This window comes from Jutongia hominis, from assembly GCF_014384965.1.
GTDB lineage: Bacteria > Bacillota > Clostridia > Lachnospirales > Lachnospiraceae > Butyribacter > Butyribacter hominis.
Window position 1 is genome coordinate 80,238 of record NZ_JACRSW010000032.1, and the last position, 21,716, is coordinate 101,953.

At 37.2% G+C, this 21,716-nt stretch carries 18 protein-coding genes; 2 read left to right on the top strand and 16 right to left on the bottom strand.

What is annotated here, in order from left to right; genetic code table 11:
* Positions 1 to 84 precede the first annotated feature (84 nt).
* Together H8700_RS09270 and gpr are read right to left on the bottom strand one after the other, a co-directional pair.
* Positions 85 to 1,416: a stage II sporulation protein P gene (locus H8700_RS09270; RefSeq protein WP_249305307.1), complete on the bottom strand. Its 1,332-nt coding sequence runs from the start codon at positions 1,414 to 1,416 to the stop codon at positions 85 to 87.
* Between the two features lie 163 nt (positions 1,417 to 1,579).
* Positions 1,580 to 2,488 (bottom strand): GPR endopeptidase, encoded by a 909-nt coding sequence (gpr, locus tag H8700_RS09275; RefSeq protein ID WP_249305308.1) that lies wholly within the window; start codon positions 2,486 to 2,488, stop codon positions 1,580 to 1,582.
* A gap of 260 nt (positions 2,489 to 2,748) precedes the next feature.
* Here gpr and rpsT point away from each other — a divergent pair, with 260 nt between their 5' ends.
* Together rpsT and H8700_RS09285 are read left to right on the top strand one after the other, a co-directional pair.
* The gene (rpsT, locus tag H8700_RS09280; RefSeq protein WP_022141547.1) at positions 2,749 to 3,012 is read left to right on the top strand and encodes a 30S ribosomal protein S20; all 264 of its coding nucleotides are present in this window, start codon (positions 2,749 to 2,751) and stop codon (positions 3,010 to 3,012) included.
* Positions 3,013 to 3,112: 100 nt separating this feature from the next.
* Positions 3,113 to 3,595 carry a deoxycytidylate deaminase gene (locus tag H8700_RS09285; RefSeq protein ID WP_249305309.1) on the top strand — a complete coding sequence of 161 codons (483 nt, stop codon included), beginning with the start codon at positions 3,113 to 3,115 and terminating at the stop codon, positions 3,593 to 3,595.
* Here H8700_RS09285 and H8700_RS09290 read toward each other — a convergent pair.
* The 14 genes from H8700_RS09290 to H8700_RS09355 all read right to left on the bottom strand — a co-directional run bounded on the left by H8700_RS09290 (position 3,590) and on the right by H8700_RS09355 (position 21,697).
* A complete protein-coding gene (locus H8700_RS09290; protein WP_249305311.1) occupies positions 3,590 to 7,810 on the bottom strand; it encodes an InlB B-repeat-containing protein in 4,221 nt (1,406 codons plus the stop codon). The genes H8700_RS09285 and H8700_RS09290 overlap by 6 nt on opposite strands.
* 188 nt (positions 7,811 to 7,998) lie before the next feature.
* The gene (locus H8700_RS09295; RefSeq protein WP_249305313.1) at positions 7,999 to 8,682 is read right to left on the bottom strand and encodes a peptidoglycan recognition protein family protein; all 684 of its coding nucleotides are present in this window, start codon (positions 8,680 to 8,682) and stop codon (positions 7,999 to 8,001) included.
* Between the two features lie 183 nt (positions 8,683 to 8,865).
* Complete coding sequence (gene guaB / locus H8700_RS09300; RefSeq protein ID WP_249305316.1) at positions 8,866 to 10,317, bottom strand: IMP dehydrogenase; 1,452 nt, start codon at positions 10,315 to 10,317, stop codon at positions 8,866 to 8,868.
* 163 nt (positions 10,318 to 10,480) lie between these two features.
* Entirely contained in the window at positions 10,481 to 10,993 is a 513-nt protein-coding gene (locus H8700_RS09305) for a DUF6106 family protein (RefSeq protein WP_249305319.1), read from the bottom strand.
* Between the two features lie 101 nt (positions 10,994 to 11,094).
* Positions 11,095 to 12,720, bottom strand: coding sequence for a chaperonin GroEL (groL, locus tag H8700_RS09310; protein WP_022141960.1), 1,626 nt, complete (start codon positions 12,718 to 12,720; stop codon positions 11,095 to 11,097).
* 60 nt (positions 12,721 to 12,780) lie between these two features.
* Positions 12,781 to 13,068, bottom strand: coding sequence for a co-chaperone GroES (locus H8700_RS09315; protein WP_022141959.1), 288 nt, complete (start codon positions 13,066 to 13,068; stop codon positions 12,781 to 12,783).
* Between the two features lie 648 nt (positions 13,069 to 13,716).
* Positions 13,717 to 14,559, bottom strand: coding sequence for a DUF2225 domain-containing protein (locus H8700_RS09320; protein WP_249305322.1), 843 nt, complete (start codon positions 14,557 to 14,559; stop codon positions 13,717 to 13,719).
* A gap of 12 nt (positions 14,560 to 14,571) precedes the next feature.
* Positions 14,572 to 16,236: a glutamine--tRNA ligase/YqeY domain fusion protein gene (locus tag H8700_RS09325; protein WP_249305510.1), complete on the bottom strand. Its 1,665-nt coding sequence runs from the start codon at positions 16,234 to 16,236 to the stop codon at positions 14,572 to 14,574.
* 189 nt (positions 16,237 to 16,425) lie between these two features.
* Positions 16,426 to 17,121 carry a cell wall hydrolase gene (locus H8700_RS09330; RefSeq protein ID WP_249305324.1) on the bottom strand — a complete coding sequence of 232 codons (696 nt, stop codon included), beginning with the start codon at positions 17,119 to 17,121 and terminating at the stop codon, positions 16,426 to 16,428.
* 312 nt (positions 17,122 to 17,433) lie between these two features.
* Positions 17,434 to 18,210, bottom strand: a complete 777-nt coding sequence (hisA, locus tag H8700_RS09335) for a phosphoribosylformimino-5-aminoimidazole carboxamide ribotide isomerase (RefSeq protein ID WP_249305326.1) — start codon at positions 18,208 to 18,210, stop codon at positions 17,434 to 17,436.
* A gap of 98 nt (positions 18,211 to 18,308) precedes the next feature.
* The gene (locus H8700_RS09340) at positions 18,309 to 18,872 is read right to left on the bottom strand and encodes a hypothetical protein (protein ID WP_249305328.1); all 564 of its coding nucleotides are present in this window, start codon (positions 18,870 to 18,872) and stop codon (positions 18,309 to 18,311) included.
* Between the two features lie 26 nt (positions 18,873 to 18,898).
* The gene (locus H8700_RS09345; RefSeq protein ID WP_249305330.1) at positions 18,899 to 19,720 is read right to left on the bottom strand and encodes a DUF6115 domain-containing protein; all 822 of its coding nucleotides are present in this window, start codon (positions 19,718 to 19,720) and stop codon (positions 18,899 to 18,901) included.
* Between the two features lie 30 nt (positions 19,721 to 19,750).
* Positions 19,751 to 20,071: a hypothetical protein gene (locus tag H8700_RS09350; protein WP_022141952.1), complete on the bottom strand. Its 321-nt coding sequence runs from the start codon at positions 20,069 to 20,071 to the stop codon at positions 19,751 to 19,753.
* 18 nt (positions 20,072 to 20,089) lie between these two features.
* Positions 20,090 to 21,697 carry a flagellar assembly protein A gene (locus H8700_RS09355; protein WP_249305333.1) on the bottom strand — a complete coding sequence of 536 codons (1,608 nt, stop codon included), beginning with the start codon at positions 21,695 to 21,697 and terminating at the stop codon, positions 20,090 to 20,092.
* Positions 21,698 to 21,716 lie beyond the last annotated feature (19 nt).

The following is a 21,716-nucleotide window of genomic DNA, read 5'->3' on the forward strand; positions in this document are numbered from 1 at the left end:
TTGCTATTATAGCAAGATAAAATGTAAATGTCAATCTTTTTTTCATTTTCAACCAATCTTTTTGCTCCCTTTTCTTTCTATATTCTATTTTTTCCCCTGTAATACACAGTCAAGGATCATCGCAAGAGGTTTCGTTGCATTGATTTCTTCTTGTAATGTATTATTTTCGTTACCAAGTTCGATCAAAGTAAACCGTTCTTTCAAATGCATATTATAACGATATCCTTTCAAATAGATCGGTTTAGCGAGATTTTGAAAACGACGCATACAGACAAGTTTCAGTTGTAAACTAAAACTTAGATTTCCCTGAAGATTTTTATTCTGCAAATAAGAAATGTTTCCGGACGCATTTCTTGACAAGCCATTAAAAAACATGATCTGTGCTGTCTTTTTTCCATCTATAACAGTAGTACGCTTCACTTTATTTCCAACACCATCACGATGCAGATCAATCACAACCTGAATGGACGGATATTTTTTTAATGTTTCTGTTACACCTTTGCATGAATAATTATATGCCAGACTTCGATCGATTTTTCCGTTAATTCTGTCATATTGTGTCTGGTCATGTATCACACGATAACCATATGTATCCGTCAACTCTTTTGCTAATGCCGCACCTACACCGACAATTGAATCTTCTTTTCTTCCTTTTTTGCTGTCACGAAAACTTTCCGATGCACCATGCGTATGAAAAATAAGAATCTGCGGTTTCTTTTCCTTTTTTATCACCATGGATTTTGTAAGCAATGTCCGAACCTGAAAGATAGAATTATCTATTGTTGTCGAAGAATCTGTAATATAAAAATTCTTTAATAAGTAAGACCTGCTCATGCTTTTTTCCAGCTTTTCTATTTTATGAAGATTCTGTTGTAATTTTTCTTTGCTGTCTGTCGCAATCGGTGTTTTTGAGATTGATGGATCCGATGCCTTATGCTCTTCTACCTGTGCAGTCGTTTCCCGTGTCTGCGTCTGTGTTTCTTCCTTAGAAACTGCCTGTTGACCATTTTCGTCTTTTGTCTCAAATAATACTTCCGAACGATCGTAGATACTGCCTGCCGTACTCCAAAATAGATTATTTTCTTTATTTTGTCCTGCAAAATGCCCGGCTAATCGTGTCACAGTACTGTCTGTTACTTTAACAAGACGTTGTTCATTCGAATACAGATATTTTAGCATATCATTCTGTCGAAAGATCATATCTGCTGCCTCATTCCTTTCTTTCCTGTCTTGCAAGATTCCTGCTGCCATAAAAGGATGCATTCCTATCTTTTCCATTTGCTGAATTACTATACATTGAAGATTTTTCACAGTCTGTAACTGTCCACATAATGCTGCAACAAGAATACCTGTCCACATAATGCAAAGCAGACTTCCTATCATGATAAAATTGATTCTCATCTTTTTTCCATGCATTCACTATTCCCCCGATTTTTCTGACATTCTATCCGGCAGCAGGATAGAATCGCAAATTTGATCTTGAAAGCGGGCTTTCTCCCTTTCCTGCTGTCTTCTCTTAGCTGCCGTTAAAAAGATACTGCTTTATCATATGTCTTTTTAATGAAAATTATGACTGCTTTTATCCTGCCAGACACGCATTGATACTATTCGCAATCATATCGCCCACTGTCTTGATCTTTTCATCAATATCTTTTGGTGTAACGAAAAAAGAATCTCCCATCTTATCATGTATTCTATCAAAAAAGAGGGCAATTTCTTTCGTGCTGTAGCCTTCCTTTTGTAAAGCTGCTTCTAATGTATCATAAACAATCGTTCCGGCTTCCACAACAGTAGGCACACCGATTGCGATCACTGGAATATTCATTGTGTTCTGATTGATCTCACTACGATTATTTCCAATACCTGCTCCCGGTGAAATACCGGTATCTGTCAACTGGATTGTTGTGCATAATCTTTTGATACTTCTAGTAGCTAACGAATCTATGACTAACATGCAATCAGGATGTACGTTTTCGATCACGCCTTTTAGGATTTCTGAACTTTCCATTCCTGTTTGTCCTAATACACCGGGAATCATACCACATATTTTCATTCCCTTTTGTAATTCCATGCCCACATACTGTACCGATAAATGCCGGTTGACTTCAATCTGTTCCAAGACATATGGTCCCAATGCATCCGGTGTTGCAAAACGATTTCCAAGCCCGGTAACCAATATCGTGGCATCCTTCTTTATTTTGTGCGGCAGGATAGCTGCCAATTCTTTTTGCAATCTTTTTCCGACAGCATCCATATAATCCTTCTGTTCGAATATGAAACGTTCTTCAAAATCAATCGTAGTATAGGTTCCAATCGGCTTTTTCATCTGCCTTGCTCCAATATGATTCATGATCCGAACCGAAGTTACTTTGATCTTTTTTAGTTTATCATAGTTTTCCTGTAAACTGACTCCCGGTATCTCTACATGATCTTTAGGAAAACTTTCCTTGACTTCAATTGCCAAATCGGTTCTTTTCTCATATCTCATATCGTCTTCTCCTCATCCTCACTGATCTGTCTTTTTTTATTTCTATTCTTTATTGTGTTCTGCTTTGCTCGATTTATACCGATCAAACTAAGAATACAAGCAATTTCTTTTTAAAAGTGAGGCGGGTGAATTTTTATGACATTTTTTATTTTATATATTGACAAGCTTTTTATTTTCATCTATTATATATGAGTATGCTTATTCAAAGCGACCGTGTCCGGTTTGAATAGAGATAACTTCAATATTGGGAGGTGTAAAGAATGGCTAATATTAAATCAGCAAAGAAGAGAATTTTAGTTGATCGCAGAAATGCAGAAAGAAATAAAGCAATCAAGTCTACTGTGAAAACTGCAATTAAAAAAGTAGATGCTGCAATCGCTGCCAATGATAAAGCTGCTGCAACAGAAGCATTAAAGGCTGCTATTACAGAAATCGACAAAGCTGCAAGCAAGGGTGTATTCCATAAGAAGAACGCATCTAGAAAGATTTCACGTCTGACAGTTGCTGTCAATAAAATCGCATAATTGATTATGTAAAATGAAAGGCTACCAATGGTGTGGGTAGCCTTTTTTGATATACAAATCCAAGGCATTGATATACAAAAGGAAAAGAAAGAGGATTATTATGAAAAAAAGTGATTATTTAAAATGGGATGCATATTTTATGGGAATCGCTCTTTTATCCGCAGAACGCAGTAAAGATCCCCATACCAGCGTAGGTGCATGTATTGTCAGCGAAGACAACAAGATCCTGTCCGTAGGATACAACGGAATGCCGCGTGGATGTTCCGATGATGAATATCCATGGGATCGCAATTCCGAAAATGAACTGGATGCGAAATATCTTTATGTCTGTCATGCAGAATTAAATGCTCTTTTAAACTATACCGGTACAAATATGACACATGCAAAGATCTATACAACTCTCTTCCCATGCAATGAATGTACAAAAGCGCTGATACAGGCAGGCATCTCGGAAGTAATTTATCTTTGTGATAAATATGCCGAGACACCATCTGTTATCGCAGCCAAACGAATGATGAAATCAGCCGGCGTCCGTTATACGCCTTATCATCCTGCTAACAAAAAAATTCAACTGGATCTATAAAGAACGATATCTCCATTTTACTTTGTGATTCGCCTTATGAAGCTTGGTAAGATGGAGCTTTTTTTGCTCCTTTTTCCCATATACAGTTACTTTGGAAGCAGAGATACAGAAGTTTTTCCCGATCTTTTTAATTTGATCCCCTTTGAATAAAATCTTTTTAAGCTTAGGACAATTTCGCAAATTGTCCTTTTCAATCTTAGAAACATTACGGCCAATCGTAATCTTTTTCAAATGAGGATTTTGTAAAATCGCTTTTGCATCAATAGAAGTGATGGTATCTGCTATTACGAATTCCTGTACTTTCTTATGACGATATAATGCCTTCTCTTTGATACCGGTTACTTTATATCGCTTCTGTTTCCATGTCACTGTCCGTGGTATTTTTATATTTTTCTTATTTACTTTAATCGTAGAGACAACCAATTCTCCTGTTGCTTCATTCACACAATATGTAATCCCTTTTTGCTTAAATTGAAGCACAGAGCTTTTCTTTCCTGTTTGAAGCTCCATCATTCCCTCAAACGAAGGATTCTGCTCTCCGGTGCTCAGGTTATTTATACGATCTTCTTTAACTGTTGCAAAAGACTGCTCTGCTTTTTTTTCCTCTTGTGGCTGCGTTTTCTTCTCTTCAAGCATTAAAAGCAGACGCAGCACTTTATCTCCTGTCTGGCGTTCACCGATTTCTGTAAGAATTGTCATGGTAGGGTCAGACACATCAAACCAGCCGACAAATTGATATCCATCAGGAAGGAATAACTGTGAAGCATCCGGCAGTTGTGTTTTTTGTCCATATACATAGTGATCAATCCTGTTTTCTAACATTACCGCTTTTGTATTTTGCAAATCATATGTGATCTTATAGTTTAACGGATCAGACCATTTCGGATAATAGACCATGTTTTTGTAAATAGCTTTACTTCTTTGCCCTGCCATACCCGCAAATTGTTTAAATGCAGCATCTTCGTACCAGCCTTCTAATCTATGACCTTCTTTTTTTAAATTTTCTAAATAAACACATGCCCCATGATCAACATATTTCTTATGATCTCCCTCAAATGAAATACTATGCTGTATATGCAGATTAGCAGTCTTCCACAATGTCATCTTTTCTCCAACAGCATAAATCTTTCCTTTATCATCAACATAGCGTTCAACTCCGGTTATATCTTCCACAGAATCTTTCAAAGTAACCGTTGTTTCATATGGATATGTTATTGAGCAGACAATTTTCTCTTTTCCATTTTCCTCCTGATAATAATTTATTTTGCAATCTCTTCTTTTTATAAAACAGATCTGATAAGAAGATCCATCCGCTTTGATCTTCTGTTCTAATACTTCCTTATTGATTATCTCATATCCTGAATAAAAAAAGGCTGCTTCTTCGCCGTCTAATGTTTGGCTATAACACTTTTCCAACGCTTTAGCGATACTTTTTTCTGTTTCACCATTCAGTTTCTTCATCTCTACTACTTCATATGTTTCTTCATTTCCAATACGAAGCTCAATTGTAAACGGCGTGTCTTCATTTGCTTCCCAGACCGCATATAACGTTAAATCTTCATTTGCAATATATTTTCCTTTGAGATTTTCTCCCGGCAGAACAGAAATTCCACTTCCATCTTCTTTTGTGTTCCAGAACGCTATATGATATCCTTGCACAGCAAAATGACTCTTCGCTGCAAAACAATCCTTATCATAGAAATACTGCGTATCATCGATTTCTCCTGTTGCATCCTGATCATGCGGCGTCCGACCTTTTTCATAATGAATCTTGAAAGAAAGCGGTTTCCAGATTGCATATAGTGTCACTTCGCCACCTTCCTTTGTCGTAAGATTCTTTACAATATCCTCTTTTGAATAAAGAGCTTCTGATCCATCCTTTGTCAGACTCCAGCCGGCAAATGCATATCCTTTCGCCTGATAGATACATTCAGATAAAATAGTCTCCTGATCATAACCAATTTTTTGATCTCTCATTTTCTTTTGACTCTGCTCTTTACATTCTTCCGGTAAATTCTCTTTAAAATGAACAGTATACTCGATTGGTTCCCATGCAGCATATAATACGGTATCATGATTTGGCATCAGGATTGTCTCACCACTTTGATAAACTCTATGATAGTTTTCTTTTTCGGTACTCCAGCCGGCAAAGCGATATCCATAACGCGTTGCATCACAATTTGGAATTGCATATGCTGTTCCATATTTCGTTTTCGTACAAAACGCCTGCAGATCTGCACTGCTTTTTCCGCCATTTACATCCATTGTAAGGGTATAGACATTACGGCTATAATATGCAGCCAGTATAAGACTGCCATCTGCCCTGACTTTTCCTTTCAATACCGAAGCATCCCGATCCAGATAAAAGCCCGGATAGATCTCTGCATTTTCTTCGATCGATACTTCGCTGTCGGTTTTTCCGGTAAATTCGTACTGCGCTGTCTTTTCATAAGTTCCATCTGTTTTTTCTTTATAATATTCTACATGATATGGCACATTGCAAGCTTTCCATACTGCATACAGATCCATATCCTCTTTCCATTGAAAAGTTGTATTTCCCTGCTGTGCGTCAGGATCCTGCGACCATCCGGCAAACTGATAACCCTGTCTTGTCGGAATATTTGTTATTTTCTGATTGCTATAATCCCAGATTGCATATAATGTCACTTCTTCCTGCTCGGTATCACAAAGTTCTGCCACTTGTGCCTGATCCATGAATTCCACATCACCACCTGCTGTTTGGGACCAGCCAAGAAAAACTGCAGGATGAACGGATTCATTGCTGTCGCAGATCGCATCCTCGCAATTCAAATGCAATCGTAACTGAATCTTTTTTTGATAAAGGTTCTTTGGCAATGTAATGCTTTCTAAATATTCACAGGATTCGATATCACGCATAATGCCATTGCTTGGTTCCATTCCATCAAAATGAATCGAATATCGTACCGGCACAAAATACCGATAGACACAAACCGCATTGGAATCTACAAGTACAGATGTCGTATTACTTAATTGATATCCTTTATAATATTTGTGCTTTTTGGTATCCGTTCCAAGTTCCGCTCCATTTGCTATTTCCTGATATTCTTTCACCTTTTTAACGGATTGTAAAATCGTTCCACTCTTTTTTCCTTCTATGACCTGATCAATATATCGTACCTGATAGGTACTCTTAATAAAATAACGATACACCGTGATATTTTCTTTTATCACCTTTTCTTTTGTTGTACTGTCTAATGTGTATCCTGTATAATATGCTCCATCTTCTTTACTGTCACCAATATCCGCGCCAGACGCATAACTTCCATATGCAATATTCTTTTCTCTATGACTTAAAAATTGAACATCGTCTGCTTTTTCTTTTAATAGATCGACGTAATGTACTTTGTATTGGTATGCTCTCTGCGTCCAGTGAGCATACAGTGTCTGCCCATAATATGCGATACTTCCAACAGTAATCGGATTACCACCATTCTTAGCATCATACCAGCCATCAAAAGTAACTGCATATCCTTTCAGACTTTTCGAGACCTTCGGAAGCTTCCGGATCACATAATTCTCTCCATCATAATATGCTTTTCCTGATTCTTCTAACGTACCTCCTGCAAGATCAAATTGAAAACCATTGCAATCCGGGGCAACCTCCTTTGCATTATAAATTCGGTAAATAAGAGAAGAACTGTTTGCATCCTGAATGGTTAAATCTAACCCATTCTTCTTTGCTTTTGCATTGCAAAATGAATAATCCGAAAGCGGCTGCCAGCTTGCAGGATCATCTGAATACTCGATTACTTCTTCTCTTTTTTTCCCTGCCTGCTTTCTTTTGACCAATACAGAATATTCATCTGAAGGCGTGATTGCATTATCAGAAAGTGCAAAACGGTGACTGCCATCTTCTTTTGTTTGCATACGAATGTCTTTTACAACTTCTGTATTGTCACTGTTTGTAAATACCCGATCATTTACTCTTGTATGGCAATATGACCATTGCTCCTGTGTCTTTTTCCAGATATCCATTGCATAGTGCTGTATCACACCATCCATATAAAATGCAACTCCCGGATAGGAATATCCGTTTTCTGTATCTGCATAAGTTCCAACATCCAAATACGTATTATTTTCTTTGGCGTAACTGTTTTTTCCTGATAATACAGCTACAATCATCAATAGAAAAAGAACGCTTCCGATCTTTCTTATCATTCGACTTTTTTTCATATGTAACCTCCTTTTTCGCACTCTCCCTTTTTAAATGCGTAATCAGGTATTACATAGCTTTTGATTTATGAATTGATCCTCATTGTATCATTTTTAAGCAATTTTACAATGGCAAGAATCAACAAAAAACAGAGACAAAAATCTCTGTTTTTTACAATGTAATTTTTCTTACCGGGAAGGTAAAATCTTTATTCTTTTTCGCTATTCTTAATTTCCGATAAAACATCTTTTTTTAGTTTTTCCCATTTCTTTGGGTGCTTCACATAATATTTCGGACAGATTTTCTTTGTCACATCATAATGACGGATAATATTTTGATCTGATATGTGATATTTCACACAGAGATAACTAAGCAAATTTACTAAAGACTGATATGTTTTTTGAGTAAATTTACCGGTAGCATCAGGATGACAGCACTCGATCGAAATTGTATCCTTATTTCGTGAATTCGACGCATATGCAATCTCATTTTCGGGAATACATTGAATGATATCACCGGCTATCCCAATAATAAAATGACTGCTGACTTTGTATTCTGCTTTATCTTCACAATTTTTTCTGGATTCGAAGTAATCTCTGTTTGCTTTCGCACTTGTTCCGGGATTTGCCGTATAATGAACAACAATGCCTTTCACTTTCTCTAGAGCAATTCCCGGTCTGGAATTTATGTTTGCGGTCAGAAGATTCTGCGTGATCACCGGCTTTGTGATCTGTGCGTTCTGATATAATATATCCTGCTGCTTTTTATGATCCTGTCCGAAAGCCATATGAATGCCTCCTACAACCGTAGCAATGCATAAAATACATGCTAACGATGTTGCAATGATGATCAATAAATAATTCTTTGCATTCTTCTTTTGTACTCTTCCCATGTTTCTTCCTCTTGTATCCGGTAATATTTTTACAAAAAAACTTTTAATAATATAATTATAACATAGCAGTTTCAAAAAAAGAAGTCTGACAAGCCAATACAACTCCACAATATCGGATGCATGATCAGCGTTCAGACTTCATTTATCATGTTACATAAAAATGCTACATGGCTTTTATTTAGTTTATTCTACACTATAGTTTGGTGCTTCTTTTGTAATATGAATATCATGTGGATGGCTTTCTTTCAGAGAAGCAGCTGAAATCTTTACAAATTCGGCTGTTTCACGAAGAGTAGGAATATCCTTTGCTCCACAATATCCCATACCTGAACGGATACCACCGATCAACTGGAATACAGTATCTTCTACGGTTCCCTTGTAAGCCACACGTCCTTCTACACCTTCCGGAACTAATTTCTTAGCACCTGTCTGGAAGTAACGGTCTTTACTACCGTTTTCCATAGCAGCAATTGATCCCATACCACGATATACTTTATATTTCCTTCCCTGGAATAATTCAAATGTTCCGGGACTTTCATCACATCCGGCAAAGATGCTTCCCATCATACATACACTTGCACCGGCTGCTAATGCTTTTGTCATATCACCGGAATACTTAATGCCACCATCTGCAATAATTGGAATATCATATTTTTTTGCTACTTCATATGCTTCCATGATTGCTGTAATCTGTGGAACACCGATACCTGCTACGATGCGGGTTGTACAGATCGAACCCGGTCCAATACCGATCTTAACGCAGTCAACACCAGCTTTGATCAAAGCTTCTGTTGCTTTTCCTGTTGCAACATTACCTGCGATGATCTGAAGATCAGGATAGGCATCACGCACCATCTTAACTACCTTTAATACGTTTGCACTATGACCATGTGCTGTATCAATAACAATACAGTCTACATGTTTTTCTACTAAAGCAGCGACACGATCTAAAATATTTGCAGTAACACCAACAGCAGCCCCGCAAAGAAGTCTGCCCTGTGAATCTTTTGCTGCTAATGGATATTTGATCTGCTTTTCAATATCTTTGATTGTGATAAGACCTGTTAAATTGCCCTGATCATCTACTAATGGAAGCTTTTCTTTTCTTGATTTTGCAAGAATACTCTTTGCCTCTTCTAACGTAATGCCTTCTTTTGCTGTGATCAGTCCATCAGAAGTCATAGACTCTTTGATCTTTTTAGAAAAATCAGTCTCGAACTTCAGATCACGGTTTGTAATAATTCCGACTAACTTCTTTCCTTCCGTGATCGGTACACCTGAAATTCTGAATTTTGCCATCAGATTGTTTGCATCTTCTAATGTATGTTCCGGAGATAAATAAAACGGGTCCGTAATAACACCATTCTCTGACCTCTTTACCTTATCAACCTCATCAGCTTGTGCCTCAATCGACATATTTTTGTGGATAATACCAATTCCACCCTGTCTTGCCATTGCGATTGCCATACGATATTCCGTAACCGTATCCATTCCTGCACTCATCATAGGAATGTTCAGTTTAATGGTCTTTGTCAGATTTGTTGCCAAAGAAACTTGATTTGGAATTACTTCTGAATACTGTGGTACTAATAACACATCATCAAATGTAATGCCTTCACCAATAATCTTACCCATTTTTTATTTCCTCCTTATTGTATATTATTTTATATTAGGAAACACGCAGGGAAATCCTGCGTGTTGTTCGCATTTGAAATATTTGTACAAGTATACAACAAATCCTCTTTTTTTGTCAACTGCTATCCTATAAAAAAAGATGAAGAATTCCTAAACTGCACTCCTAGTCTTCTTTTATCTTGCTTGGTGATTTCATTTTCATCATATGAAGCATCTTTTCATCCGGTGTAAAGCGGATCTGTATCAGTCCTTTTTCGTCCATATAAACAGCGATATAATGCTGATCTGTATCTATTCCGGATGAGTAGTCATATAACGTACGCTTTGCGTATGCATCCAGATGATGAGAATGCTCCGGTGCAACGACTTCGACTTTGGAAAGATCGATACGCTTCATTGTCTTACGGCTCTCACCTCTCAAAATGCGGTCAAAGTCAATCTGTCCATCCACAAAAATGTATTCATACGAAAGTTTTTCTGTCGGCACAAAAAAAATCGCAATTCCGGCTGCAACGACCATAACTAACAATACAAGAACCGTTCCCATTGTAATTGCCGCAAGAAGTCCGAATGCAATAAGGATCACAGCTAATGCGATCAGTCCGATACGCTGTATCTTTTTTTGTGGTGTCAGCTTTGCTTCTTTAATATAAGTTTCTGAATATAATTCTTCCATGGTAAATCCCCCAAAAAACAAGAGGGGGAAATGAACGAATGTTCAAATCCCCTCCTGTCTGTTTTTTATTTTGTTATGCTATTGACTACTCTTTTATCAGATTACATCATACCCATTCCAGGTGCTCCTCCTGCAGGCATTGCAGGAGCATCTTCCTTAATTGTAGATACAACAGACTCTGTTGTAAGAAGTGTAGAAGCAACACTGGTTGCATTCTGAAGAGCACTTCTTGTAACCTTTGCAGGATCAACGATACCTGCCTGAACCATATCAACATATTCTTCTGTTAAAGCATTAAATCCAATGCCTTCTTCAGATTCTCTTACTTTATTAATGATAACAGAGCCTTCTAAACCTGCATTATACGCAATTGTCTTTAACGGAGCTTCAAGTGCTTTTAAGATAATGTTAGCACCTGTCTTTTCATCTCCTTCTAATGTAGAAGCAAGCTTAGCAACCTTCTTAGAAGCATGAATATAAGCTGATCCACCACCGGAAATGATACCTTCTTCTACAGCGGCTCTTGTTGCAGCTAAAGCATCTTCCATACGAAGTTTTGCTTCCTGCATTTCTGTTTCTGTAGCAGCACCAACACGTACAACAGCTACACCGCCAGCAAGCTTAGCAAGTCTTTCCTGTAACTTTTCTCTGTCAAAATCAGATGTTGTTTCTTCAATCTGTGCTTTGATCTGAGCAACTCTGGCTGCAATAGCATCCTTATCGCCTGCACCGTCAACGATAACTGTGTTTTCTTTCTGAACCTTAACTGATTTAGCGCGACCGAGCATATCTAATGTAGTATCTTTTAATTCAAGACCAACTTCTTCTGAGATTACCTGACCACCTGTTAAGATTGCAATATCCTCTAACATAGCTTTTCTTCTGTCGCCATAACCCGGAGCCTTAACAGCAACCACATTGAATGTACCTCTTAAACGGTTGATCACTAATGTTGTAAGAGCTTCGCCTTCTACATCTTCCGCAATGATCAAAAGTTTTGCACCACTCTGAACGATTTCTTCAAGAAGCGGAAGAATTTCCTGAATATTTGAAATCTTCTTATCTGTAATAAGAATATATGGATTATCGAGATCTGCGACCATTTTATCCATATCTGTTGCCATATATGCTGAAACATAACCTCTGTCGAATTGCATACCTTCTACAAGGTCTAATTCTGTCTTCATCGTCTTAGATTCTTCGATTGTAATAACACCATCATTAGAAACCTTTTCCATTGCATCAGCAACCATTTCACCAACTGCGTCATCTCCGGCTGAAATGGCAGCAACTCTGGCAATCTGGTCTTTTCCTGTAACCTTTGAGCTCATCTGTGCGATTGCTTCTACAGCACAGTCACAAGCCTGCTTCATACCCTTACGAAGAATAATAGGATTAGCACCTGCTGCTAGGTTCTTCATACCTTCATTAACCATAGCCTGTGCAAGAACCGTAGCGGTCGTAGTACCATCACCTGCTACATCGTTTGTCTTTGTAGCAACTTCTTTTACAAGCTGTGCACCCATGTTTTCAAATCCATCTTCTAATTCTACATCTTTTGCAATTGTAACACCATCATTTGTGATCAATGGAGCACCAAAAGACTTATCTAATACTACGTTTCTTCCTTTTGGTCCTAATGTAACTTTTACAGTATTTGCCAATTTATCAACGCCAGCTTCTAATGCTGCTCTTGCGTCAGCACCAAATTTAATTTCCTTTGCCATAATAAAATTCCTCCAAACATTTTTATTTTCTATCCGTTCTATGTTGTTTTTCTTCTTATATTAAGCCTCTACTTTTGCTAAAATATCACTCTGACGAACAACAATGTATTCTGTATCTTCTAATTTAACTTCTGTACCTGCATATTTTGAATAAATCACTTTATCGCCAACTGCAACCTGCATTACAACCTCTTTACCATCTACATTTCCACCCGGTCCTACTGCAATAACCTCTGCCTGCTGTGGCTTTTCCTGGGCATTTCCCGGAAGTACAATACCTGATTTTGTAGTTTCCTCAGCTTCTAACTGCTTTAATACGACTCTGTCTCCTAATGGTGATAATTTCATAACGATTGCCTCCTTTAGATTTTCGTTTATTAGCACTCTTTCTTTTTGAGTGCTAACCATATCCTTAATATATTTCATTTGTACATTTTTAGCAATATATATCTGTACTCCATTTTTTTATTATTTTAGTCAATTCTTTATTTTTCTCATCTATTCTATTGTTTTCTCACTTTTACACTTTTTTTTGTTTTATGCTCTGCATAGATTAAAACGATGTGTTTTAACAATCTGCATTTTTCTTCTGCTTATATCGTATTTTTTATATTGATCCGTACTCACAAAACATTATATAAAAACACTTTATACTATATGATAAATTTTCTGATAGGATGCCTGATATTTCTGCAGATACAATCTCAAATTCTACAAGTTGTATGCCTGCAATTGTTTTTTATCGGCATACCATTACAATACAAGCATTTTTCCTATAATATAATACAGTGCAAATCCATAGCTTTTCACTCCAAGAATTGCTAAAGCAATTCTTGTTGGTGTACCGCTACTGTACGTGCTATTTCCGATCCAATAAAAAAGATGAATACACTTCTTATCGGATTGCATTCATCTTTTTGTATCTTCTGGGTCTTGATACAGATTTTTCTTTCTGTTTCAATATTCAGAATATATTCTTTTTAATTGGTATCTGGATTACTTTTTCTCTTTTTGTTTATTGAGCATTTCTTTGATCTCACGGGCTTTATTCTTAATGCGCTCACTGGCTTCTCTCGAAGTCAGGACACGAGAGATCCATCTGCTGGACTCATCATACTTTCCAATACGACGTGCAAGTTCAGCGATCAGATAAGTAACCGTGATTTCATCCATACCGCACATAGGGAATGATTCTTTCGAAAATGCACCAACAAATCCATCATGTGCATTCGCAAGAAGCTCTAATTCTTCTTTGTTCAGATCCGTGATCACTTTATCATAATCCGGTGTCTCTTTTGGCAGAGTTTCAGCTTTACCACGGCAAAGCCATGCCATCTTTAAGCAGGTATATGCTTTTTCACTTGCTTTTGCTTTTTTTACAACAGTATTAACTAAAGCAAGCTGATGGCGGGCAATCGCATCATCATATGTATAAATATTACCTGTCGGCTTTAATCCACTAAAATTTTTCGAAATATTCTCACGGATCAACTTTGCCTGCGCCGGCATCATGAACTTAAAGAAACGACTTAATGCGGCATAACCACATTTTGGACAAACAAGTGCATCATATTTTAAAGAATCCACTAACTGGTACTTTGGTCTTAAATCCGTGTCAGCAGAAATCAACTTTACCTTACCGGTACGAACCATTTTTGAATGGAATTCCGTATCACATACCGGGCATCTAAACGTCTTGTCGAATAAAAGTTCTTCTTCTGTCACCTGATGCTCTGCTTTTTTCCCATCTTTTCCAACTTTACTATTTTCCTCTTCAAATACATGTACTTTTTCCAATTTTCCTAACCCAAATTGGTCTAATCCGGAAAACACTCCCATGATACTACCTCCTTATTTTGGTCGATATGAACTCTTCATTGATACAATCCGGTTAAATACCAGATGATCCTTGCCGGAATCCCTAGAATCCACTGTAAAGTATCCCTGACGGACAAATTGGAAACTTTCCATCGGTTCTGCCTCTGCGAGTGCCGGTTCTATATAGCATTCCTTTAAAACAGTTAATGAATTTGGATTGACATTAATGCTTCCATCTTCATTGTATACACCTTTTTCTTCATCTACAATGTTCTCATACAGACGAACTTCTGCTTTCTGGGCGGTCTCTGCGCATACCCAGTGAATCGTACCTTTCACTTTTCTGCCGGTAAAACCGGAACCACTCTTTGTCTCAGGATCGTATGTACAGTGTACTTCCGTAACTTTGCCATCCTCGTCTGTTATATAATCTGTACAGGTTACGAAGTAAGCATTCATCAGACGCACTTCATTGCCCGGATACAAACGGAAATATTTCTTTGGTGGTTCGATCATAAAATCAGAACGATCAATATATAAAACTTTTCCAAATGGAACTTTTCTGGTTCCCATTGCTTCATTTTCCTGATTATTTGATACATCGAGATATTCAATCTCATTTTCAGGATAGTTTGTGATCACAAGCTTAACAGGATCTAACACTGCCATCATACGCGGACGTTTCATCTTGAGGTCTTCACGGATACAATACTCTAACATTGCATAATCCGATGAACTCTGTGCCTTTGATACACCGGATAACTCCATAAACATACGAATTGATTCCGGTGTAAATCCACGACGACGCAGCGCAGCAATCGATACCAGTCTTGGATCATCCCAGCCATCTACAATTCCGTCTTCTACCAGCTTTTTGATATAACGCTTACCGGTAACAACATTAGTAAGATACAATTTTGCAAACTCAATCTGCTTAGGCGGCTTTTCAAAACCAATCTCACGAACCACCCAGTCGTACAATGGACGATGGTCTTCAAACTCTAATGTGCAGATTGAATGTGTCACACCTTCGATCGCATCTTCGATCGGATGTGCAAAATCATACATAGGATAAATACACCATTTATCACCGGTATTATGATGATGCATACGCGCAACACGATAAATAATAGGATCTCTCATATTAATGTTAGGCGAAGACATATCAATCTTAGCACGTAATACTTTAGAACCATCTTCAAATTCACCGGCACGCATGCGCTCAAACAGATCTAAATTTTCTTCAATCGTGCGATCACGATACGGACTATTCTTACCCGGTTCTTTTAATGTTCCTCTGTATTCGCGGATCTCATCAGGCGATAGATCACAAACAAAAGCCTTTCCTTTCTTGATCAGCAAAACTGCATATTCATACATCTTATCAAAATAATCAGATGCGTAAAATACTTTTTCCAGATCCAGATCTCCGCAGACCCATTTTACATCTTCCATAATAGATTCTACAAATTCCGACTTTTCTTTCATGGGATTTGTATCATCAAACCGCAAATGAAAATCTCCACCATATTCTTTTGCAAGACCTGCATTCAATAAGATGGATTTTGCATGTCCTATATGCAGATAACCATTTGGTTCCGGTGGAAAACGTGTAACAATCTTATCATACTTTCCTTCCGCCAAATCTTTATCAATTATGTTTTGAATAAAATTACGAGAGACTTTCTCGTTATTCATCTCATTCATATTCTCCGGACTACTCACTGTGTCTCCTCCTTTGATGTTTTCATAGATAGAATGCTTTATTCATAAAATACAAAACATACTATTATAAATGATACCACATTTTCGCCAAATAGAAAAGAAAAAAATACTTTATAACAAAGAAGCTGTTATAAAGTATCTTTTCTTTTATTTTTCTGAAGTTTATTTGAAACGATGTCCGCCAAGTTTCATCCTGGCACCTGATAAACGAACACTGAAGAAATGGTAACTTTTCATGTTTTTTACCTTTCCTTTCACTACAATCGTCTTCTGACCTTCTAAAGTCTTTTTTGCCGCAGAAATGCAGTCTTTCCATTGTTTTGAATGAATCTTTCCTGCATCATATTGTCTAAGGCGCTTGTTTAATGATCCGTTTCTTACCGGTGAAAACTGATATTTCTGGTAGATCACTTTCTTTAATGTGTTTGGAAATGATCTGGACTTAATACGGTTCATTACTACTACACCAACGGCTAACTTACCCTGATATGGCTCTGCACCTGCCTCACAATTAATGATGCTTGCCATCAGACGCAATTCCTTTTTTGTATAAGAAGCTTTTTTCTTTTTCTTAGTACTGTGTTTCTTCTTTTTGGCAGCTTTTTTTCCCTGTGTTACAGCTCTTTGCTGTATCTGTGAATCAACAGCTGTCTGCGCTTCCTGAGCATTCTGTGCAACCGGTGCTGCTGTTGGCACTATCGCAGACAGATTATTCTGTACGGGTGTAATCGTTTCATTTGCTTCAGATACTGCAACTGTGTTCTGATTAAAAGCTTCCTCCTGTGCAGCAGATGCTTCTGCTGCCTGAAAGCAGGAAATCACTCCAACTGATAAGACCAACAGTGCAAATCTTTTCATAAACATAAAAACCTCCAAAATTTTGCTTTGCATTTCTACATTTCTTATAAAGGAACAACTTTGATATATTGTTCTTGCAAAAATGCAATTGTTGCTTAACATTTATGTAACAATTATAACACACTTTTTCATATTTTCAACCCTGTTACAAATGATTTAAATTTTAGAAAGATTTTACATTCTATTTTATTGTGCTATTTGTATAATTTTTTATTACAATTGATAATTAATTTGTCATTATTGCATATACCTTTTATTATCTATTCCGTAAGATTGTGTATTTGTTACAGATTTGTTACACCTATTTTCCCACTATTTTTGAGAACGTTTTATGATCTTCTCATAAGAAATCGTTCCGCCAAATAAGTCCAAAGCACTTCCTATAGTATAATCCACAAAGCCATTTCCTGCTTTTTCAATCCAATCAATATCTTCCATAGAATGAATGCCGCCTGCATATGTCACAGGAAGCACTTTTGCATTTCCAAGCCGTCTGACCACTTCTTTTTCCACACCGGATGCTTTTCCTTCGACATCAACAGCATGTATAAGAAATTCATCACAATACCGAGCAAGCCGTTCAAATGTTTCCTGATTCATTGGTACCGATGTTCTTTTTTGCCAGCGGTCTGTCACAATATAATAATCATCTTCATAAAAACGACAGCTTAGATCTAAGACTAAATGTTCCTTTCCTATTCTGGCAACAAGCTCTTCTAATCGTTTAAAATCTATTTTTCCATCCCGGAAAACATATGATGTAACGATCACATGCGAGGCTCCCATATTAAGAAAACTTTTTGCATTTTCTGTGTGCATACCTCCCCCGATCTGCATTCCCCCCGGATACGCCATCAACGCTTTCCTGGCCTGTTCTATATCTTTTTCATAATACTCTGATCCAGCAGGATTCAATAGAATGATATGTCCACCTTTCAACCCTGCTTCTTTATATTTGTCTGCATAAAAAGCTGCATCCTGTTCAGATATAAAATTGTCAACAGCCTGGCTTCCCTGATCCTGCAGACTGCCTCCTACGATCTGTTTTACACTTCCGTTATGAATATCAATACATGGACGAAATTTCATACTACTTCTCCTTTTCTGACAAAATATTTTTCCTTTGATTTTTGAGTTATATAAAAAATACTTCCGGATTACTCTTAGCAATCACAGAAGTATTTTTTTTATTTTCGATTTCCTGTAATCTTTTTTGCAAGTTCTTCGTATGTATCATCTACGGATACATGATACGTTCCTGAATTGATTAAATGAGAATATCCATTTTGATTTAAATATTTATCAAATTTTTTGGAATCATCAATAATACCAAGTTTTTCTAACTCTTTACTCACGTCAGAAGACCATTCTCCATCCGAAATCTTTAATTTCTTTTCTTCGGCTTTCAAATCTTTTTCCAAACGTTTCTTCTCGGTATCCATCTTTTTTTCCTGCTTTTTATTGGATGTTTTTGTCGTAGATGCCGATGTATGCGGTGTTGCAGATGTGGTTTTCTCTGACTTTGACTTAGCATCATCTTTTGCATTTGTCTGCGTCGGTAAGACAGATGGCTGTGGTGTCTGCGTTGCAAAGAGTGTTTCTTCCTTTTGTGGCTTTTCTACCATCCCCAATTTGAGAGCACGGGATCGTACATAAGAATCCGATGTTCTTAACATCGCAGACGTCCCTAGTATAACAGCAGTAAAAAGCACACCACTTCCAAATCCACGAAGAAATGATTTCTTATTCATTGTATGTCATCTCCCATCTTTTGTAATTAACGTGACGCTGCCTGATGCAGATCGATCACGAATTTCACCTCGCCCTGTCCGATCGACAACATTTTTGAAATTTCTAAAATGGATCTTCCATTTTTGTACAATTCAATAATCTCATCATTATGATTGGATGCCTTTTCCTGTTGGTGCAATGGACGATAACGTTCTTGTGGTGTATTTTTTGCTTCCTCTTCTTCAATTTTAGCTATTTCTTCATCAAAAACAGACGCGGCAGATTTTTCATCATGGTCTGTTTCTTCTAACAATGTATGAAATTCCTGTTCAACATCATCTTCCTTGTTTTCCGCAATGTCTGTTCTCTCTTTTTCCATTTTATCTGCTATTTCTTTTTTGTCCTGATCCAATCGTAGGGACTCTGTTTCCATGTCTTTTTTTAATTCGTCTAATTGCCTCTCCTGCTCTTTGATACTTTGGTATCCTTTTGCAGCTTCATTATGAATCTCTGCCTTCAAGGAATCTATATCATGAACTAATTGTTTCACTTCTTCCTGCTTTTCATTCAACATGTCATATAGGAAAACAACTTCTGCATGATTTTTTTCGATCTTATCCATCACCTGGTCAGAATACTCATTCATTCCCATAATCTTTTCATTGGATAATGTACTTAATTTATCATCCGTGCTTTCTAATATGCTTTCTGCTTTCTGTGAAAGTTCTTCTTTTACATCATCAAACTTTTGTATATTGGCTTCCATATCTACTTCTGCTGTATTACTTACTTTCTTATCTGATATACGAAAGCTGATAATGACAGCGGCTAAGCCAATAACAATCATTGTCGCTTCTAAAAAAATCATGTTGCCCTCCATCGTCTATGAAATATCATTCTAGATCCGCATATCAAAATGTTGATCCGATTCCATCCCAGCTGCATTTGTTTTTTTCATCGTTTCTTTTTTCTTATCTGCCGTAGATGATTTTCTTTTTTGTTGTTTCTTTTGCTGCTTCTTTTTTTCGTCATTTTTAAGTTCTTCATTTTCTGCTTTGTTACGACGTATCGTCTGTTCCGAATGGTGTTTAATCTCAGCCTGATATTGTGTGGCAAGCTGTTGATTCTCCTGTTCCATTCGCGTAATTTCCTGCGTCTGTATCTGTGAAACTTCCTGAGACTTAGGTGGCATGGTTATATAATCTAAAGAAAGTGACATAAAATCCCTCCTATCTTACTACAGACCACGAATACGTATATCTGCACCATCTCTTACGAACGAACTGTGTTGTACTTCTGAATGAAGGTATTTTACAATATTAGAAATTGTAATCTTGACACTGCTATATGCTTTATCATGCACAATGATCTTCCCAACATCTTTTGCATTTCGAAGTTCTTCTTCTAATGCTTCATATTCATCTGAAAGTTTTTTGTCTTCTGCTTCAATCTCTTGCAGCCTTGCCTTAGACTGCTTTAATTGTTCTAACTTTTCTTCTTCTAATTTTCCCTTTGCTTTCACTCTCTTAAGCAGCAGAGTCAATGTCTGTTCTAATTTTTCTTTCTCATCGGAATGATCTGCAATAATATCTTCTATCTCATGATATCTTTCACTTACTTTCGGATCAATACCAACTTCAAGTTCCGTAACTGTTCCCATCGTCGAACCGGCTACTTTTGTCTCGATCAAGACAGTAGAACGCACTGAACCTCCGGTAACAATACCTCTTTTACCATTTACGATCACACTATCTTGTGCTACGACCTGACTGTGCAATATCGCATCTGTTACAATCTTACCACCGGCATATGCATTTGAACTTTCAATAAAATTGGAAATGATGTCGCCTTCCGCTTGCATCATTCCTTTGCCTTTTCCCTGAATACCTCTGTTCAATACAATCTTACCACCGGAAATTAATGTTGCACCTTCTACAGCACCATTGACATAAATATCTCCACTTGCTTTGACTGTATACCCTGACAATACATTGCCTTTGATATTGACACTTCCGGAATATTCAAGATCTCCTGTCGATGGTCCGACATCCGCCGGAACTTCATAGCAATCTGACACAAAAACCGTATCATCCACACAAGTTACGTTACCTGATACTTCCGAATACATTTCTAATTCGTCTTCTGACAAATGAATATTCTTGCCATGCTTCAATGATAACACTTTTACTGTTTTAGGTTTTATTTCATGTCCTGTAATGTCAATTCCGGGTATTCCGAAATCAGCAGGCTCTAACGTTGCCAAAAGCTGTCCTTCTTCTACCGGCTCGATCATATCAAGCCGGTGAAAGTCTACATGACCATTTTCATCCATCGCAGGTTTATTTGTTTTATCCAGGTTGAAATTATAATGAATCTGTGCATCATGTCCGTGTACAGGCATAGTAGCCTTTGCAACCAGAATATCTGTACAATATAATTTTAATCTTTGCATCAATGCAATATTTTCATATAAAATTCCGTGAACAACTCCCTGCTGTTCGAGCAAAGAAATAATATCCTCTGTTTCTAACCGTAACCCTTTATTAGAATGCGGATACAATCTCACTTTTGCATATAATTTTTTTGGATCGACCGTTATAAACAATGACTCATTTTCTGCGATCATCTCCTCATTTGAGATCAGCATTTCAGCATTTTTCTGTTTTCCTGCCAAAGTCACAAATTTTTTTATATCGTCTACTGCCACATCATTAATCTTTTTCTTGTCCAAATAAAAGATCACATCTTCTATATGCAGTGTCCTTCCCCCATTTATAGCCGGATACGATTTTAAATACATCTTTCCGTTTCTGTGAATCAGCTGAAAAAAAGCATTTCTTTTCATACAACTCCTCCATCCCGAT

Bases quoted from the DNA above. Each gene is read 5' to 3' on its own strand.
- H8700_RS09270 (WP_249305307.1), bottom strand. From the start codon at position 1,416: ATGCATGGAAAAAAGATGAGAATCAATTTTATCATGATAGGAAGTCTG.
- gpr (WP_249305308.1), bottom strand. From the start codon at position 2,488: ATGAGATATGAGAAAAGAACCGATTTGGCAATTGAAGTCAAGGAAAGT.
- rpsT (WP_022141547.1), top strand. From the start codon at position 2,749: ATGGCTAATATTAAATCAGCAAAGAAGAGAATTTTAGTTGATCGCAGA.
- H8700_RS09285 (WP_249305309.1), top strand. From the start codon at position 3,113: ATGAAAAAAAGTGATTATTTAAAATGGGATGCATATTTTATGGGAATC.
- H8700_RS09290 (WP_249305311.1), bottom strand. From the start codon at position 7,810: ATGAAAAAAAGTCGAATGATAAGAAAGATCGGAAGCGTTCTTTTTCTA.
- H8700_RS09295 (WP_249305313.1), bottom strand. From the start codon at position 8,682: ATGGGAAGAGTACAAAAGAAGAATGCAAAGAATTATTTATTGATCATC.
- guaB (WP_249305316.1), bottom strand. From the start codon at position 10,317: ATGGGTAAGATTATTGGTGAAGGCATTACATTTGATGATGTGTTATTA.
- H8700_RS09305 (WP_249305319.1), bottom strand. From the start codon at position 10,993: ATGGAAGAATTATATTCAGAAACTTATATTAAAGAAGCAAAGCTGACA.
- groL (WP_022141960.1), bottom strand. From the start codon at position 12,720: ATGGCAAAGGAAATTAAATTTGGTGCTGACGCAAGAGCAGCATTAGAA.
- H8700_RS09315 (WP_022141959.1), bottom strand. From the start codon at position 13,068: ATGAAATTATCACCATTAGGAGACAGAGTCGTATTAAAGCAGTTAGAA.
- H8700_RS09320 (WP_249305322.1), bottom strand. From the start codon at position 14,559: ATGGGAGTGTTTTCCGGATTAGACCAATTTGGGTTAGGAAAATTGGAA.
- H8700_RS09325 (WP_249305510.1), bottom strand. From the start codon at position 16,236: ATGAATAACGAGAAAGTCTCTCGTAATTTTATTCAAAACATAATTGAT.
- H8700_RS09330 (WP_249305324.1), bottom strand. From the start codon at position 17,121: ATGAAAAGATTTGCACTGTTGGTCTTATCAGTTGGAGTGATTTCCTGC.
- hisA (WP_249305326.1), bottom strand. From the start codon at position 18,210: ATGAAATTTCGTCCATGTATTGATATTCATAACGGAAGTGTAAAACAG.
- H8700_RS09340 (WP_249305328.1), bottom strand. From the start codon at position 18,872: ATGAATAAGAAATCATTTCTTCGTGGATTTGGAAGTGGTGTGCTTTTT.
- H8700_RS09345 (WP_249305330.1), bottom strand. From the start codon at position 19,720: ATGATTTTTTTAGAAGCGACAATGATTGTTATTGGCTTAGCCGCTGTC.
- H8700_RS09350 (WP_022141952.1), bottom strand. From the start codon at position 20,071: ATGTCACTTTCTTTAGATTATATAACCATGCCACCTAAGTCTCAGGAA.
- H8700_RS09355 (WP_249305333.1), bottom strand. From the start codon at position 21,697: ATGAAAAGAAATGCTTTTTTTCAGCTGATTCACAGAAACGGAAAGATG.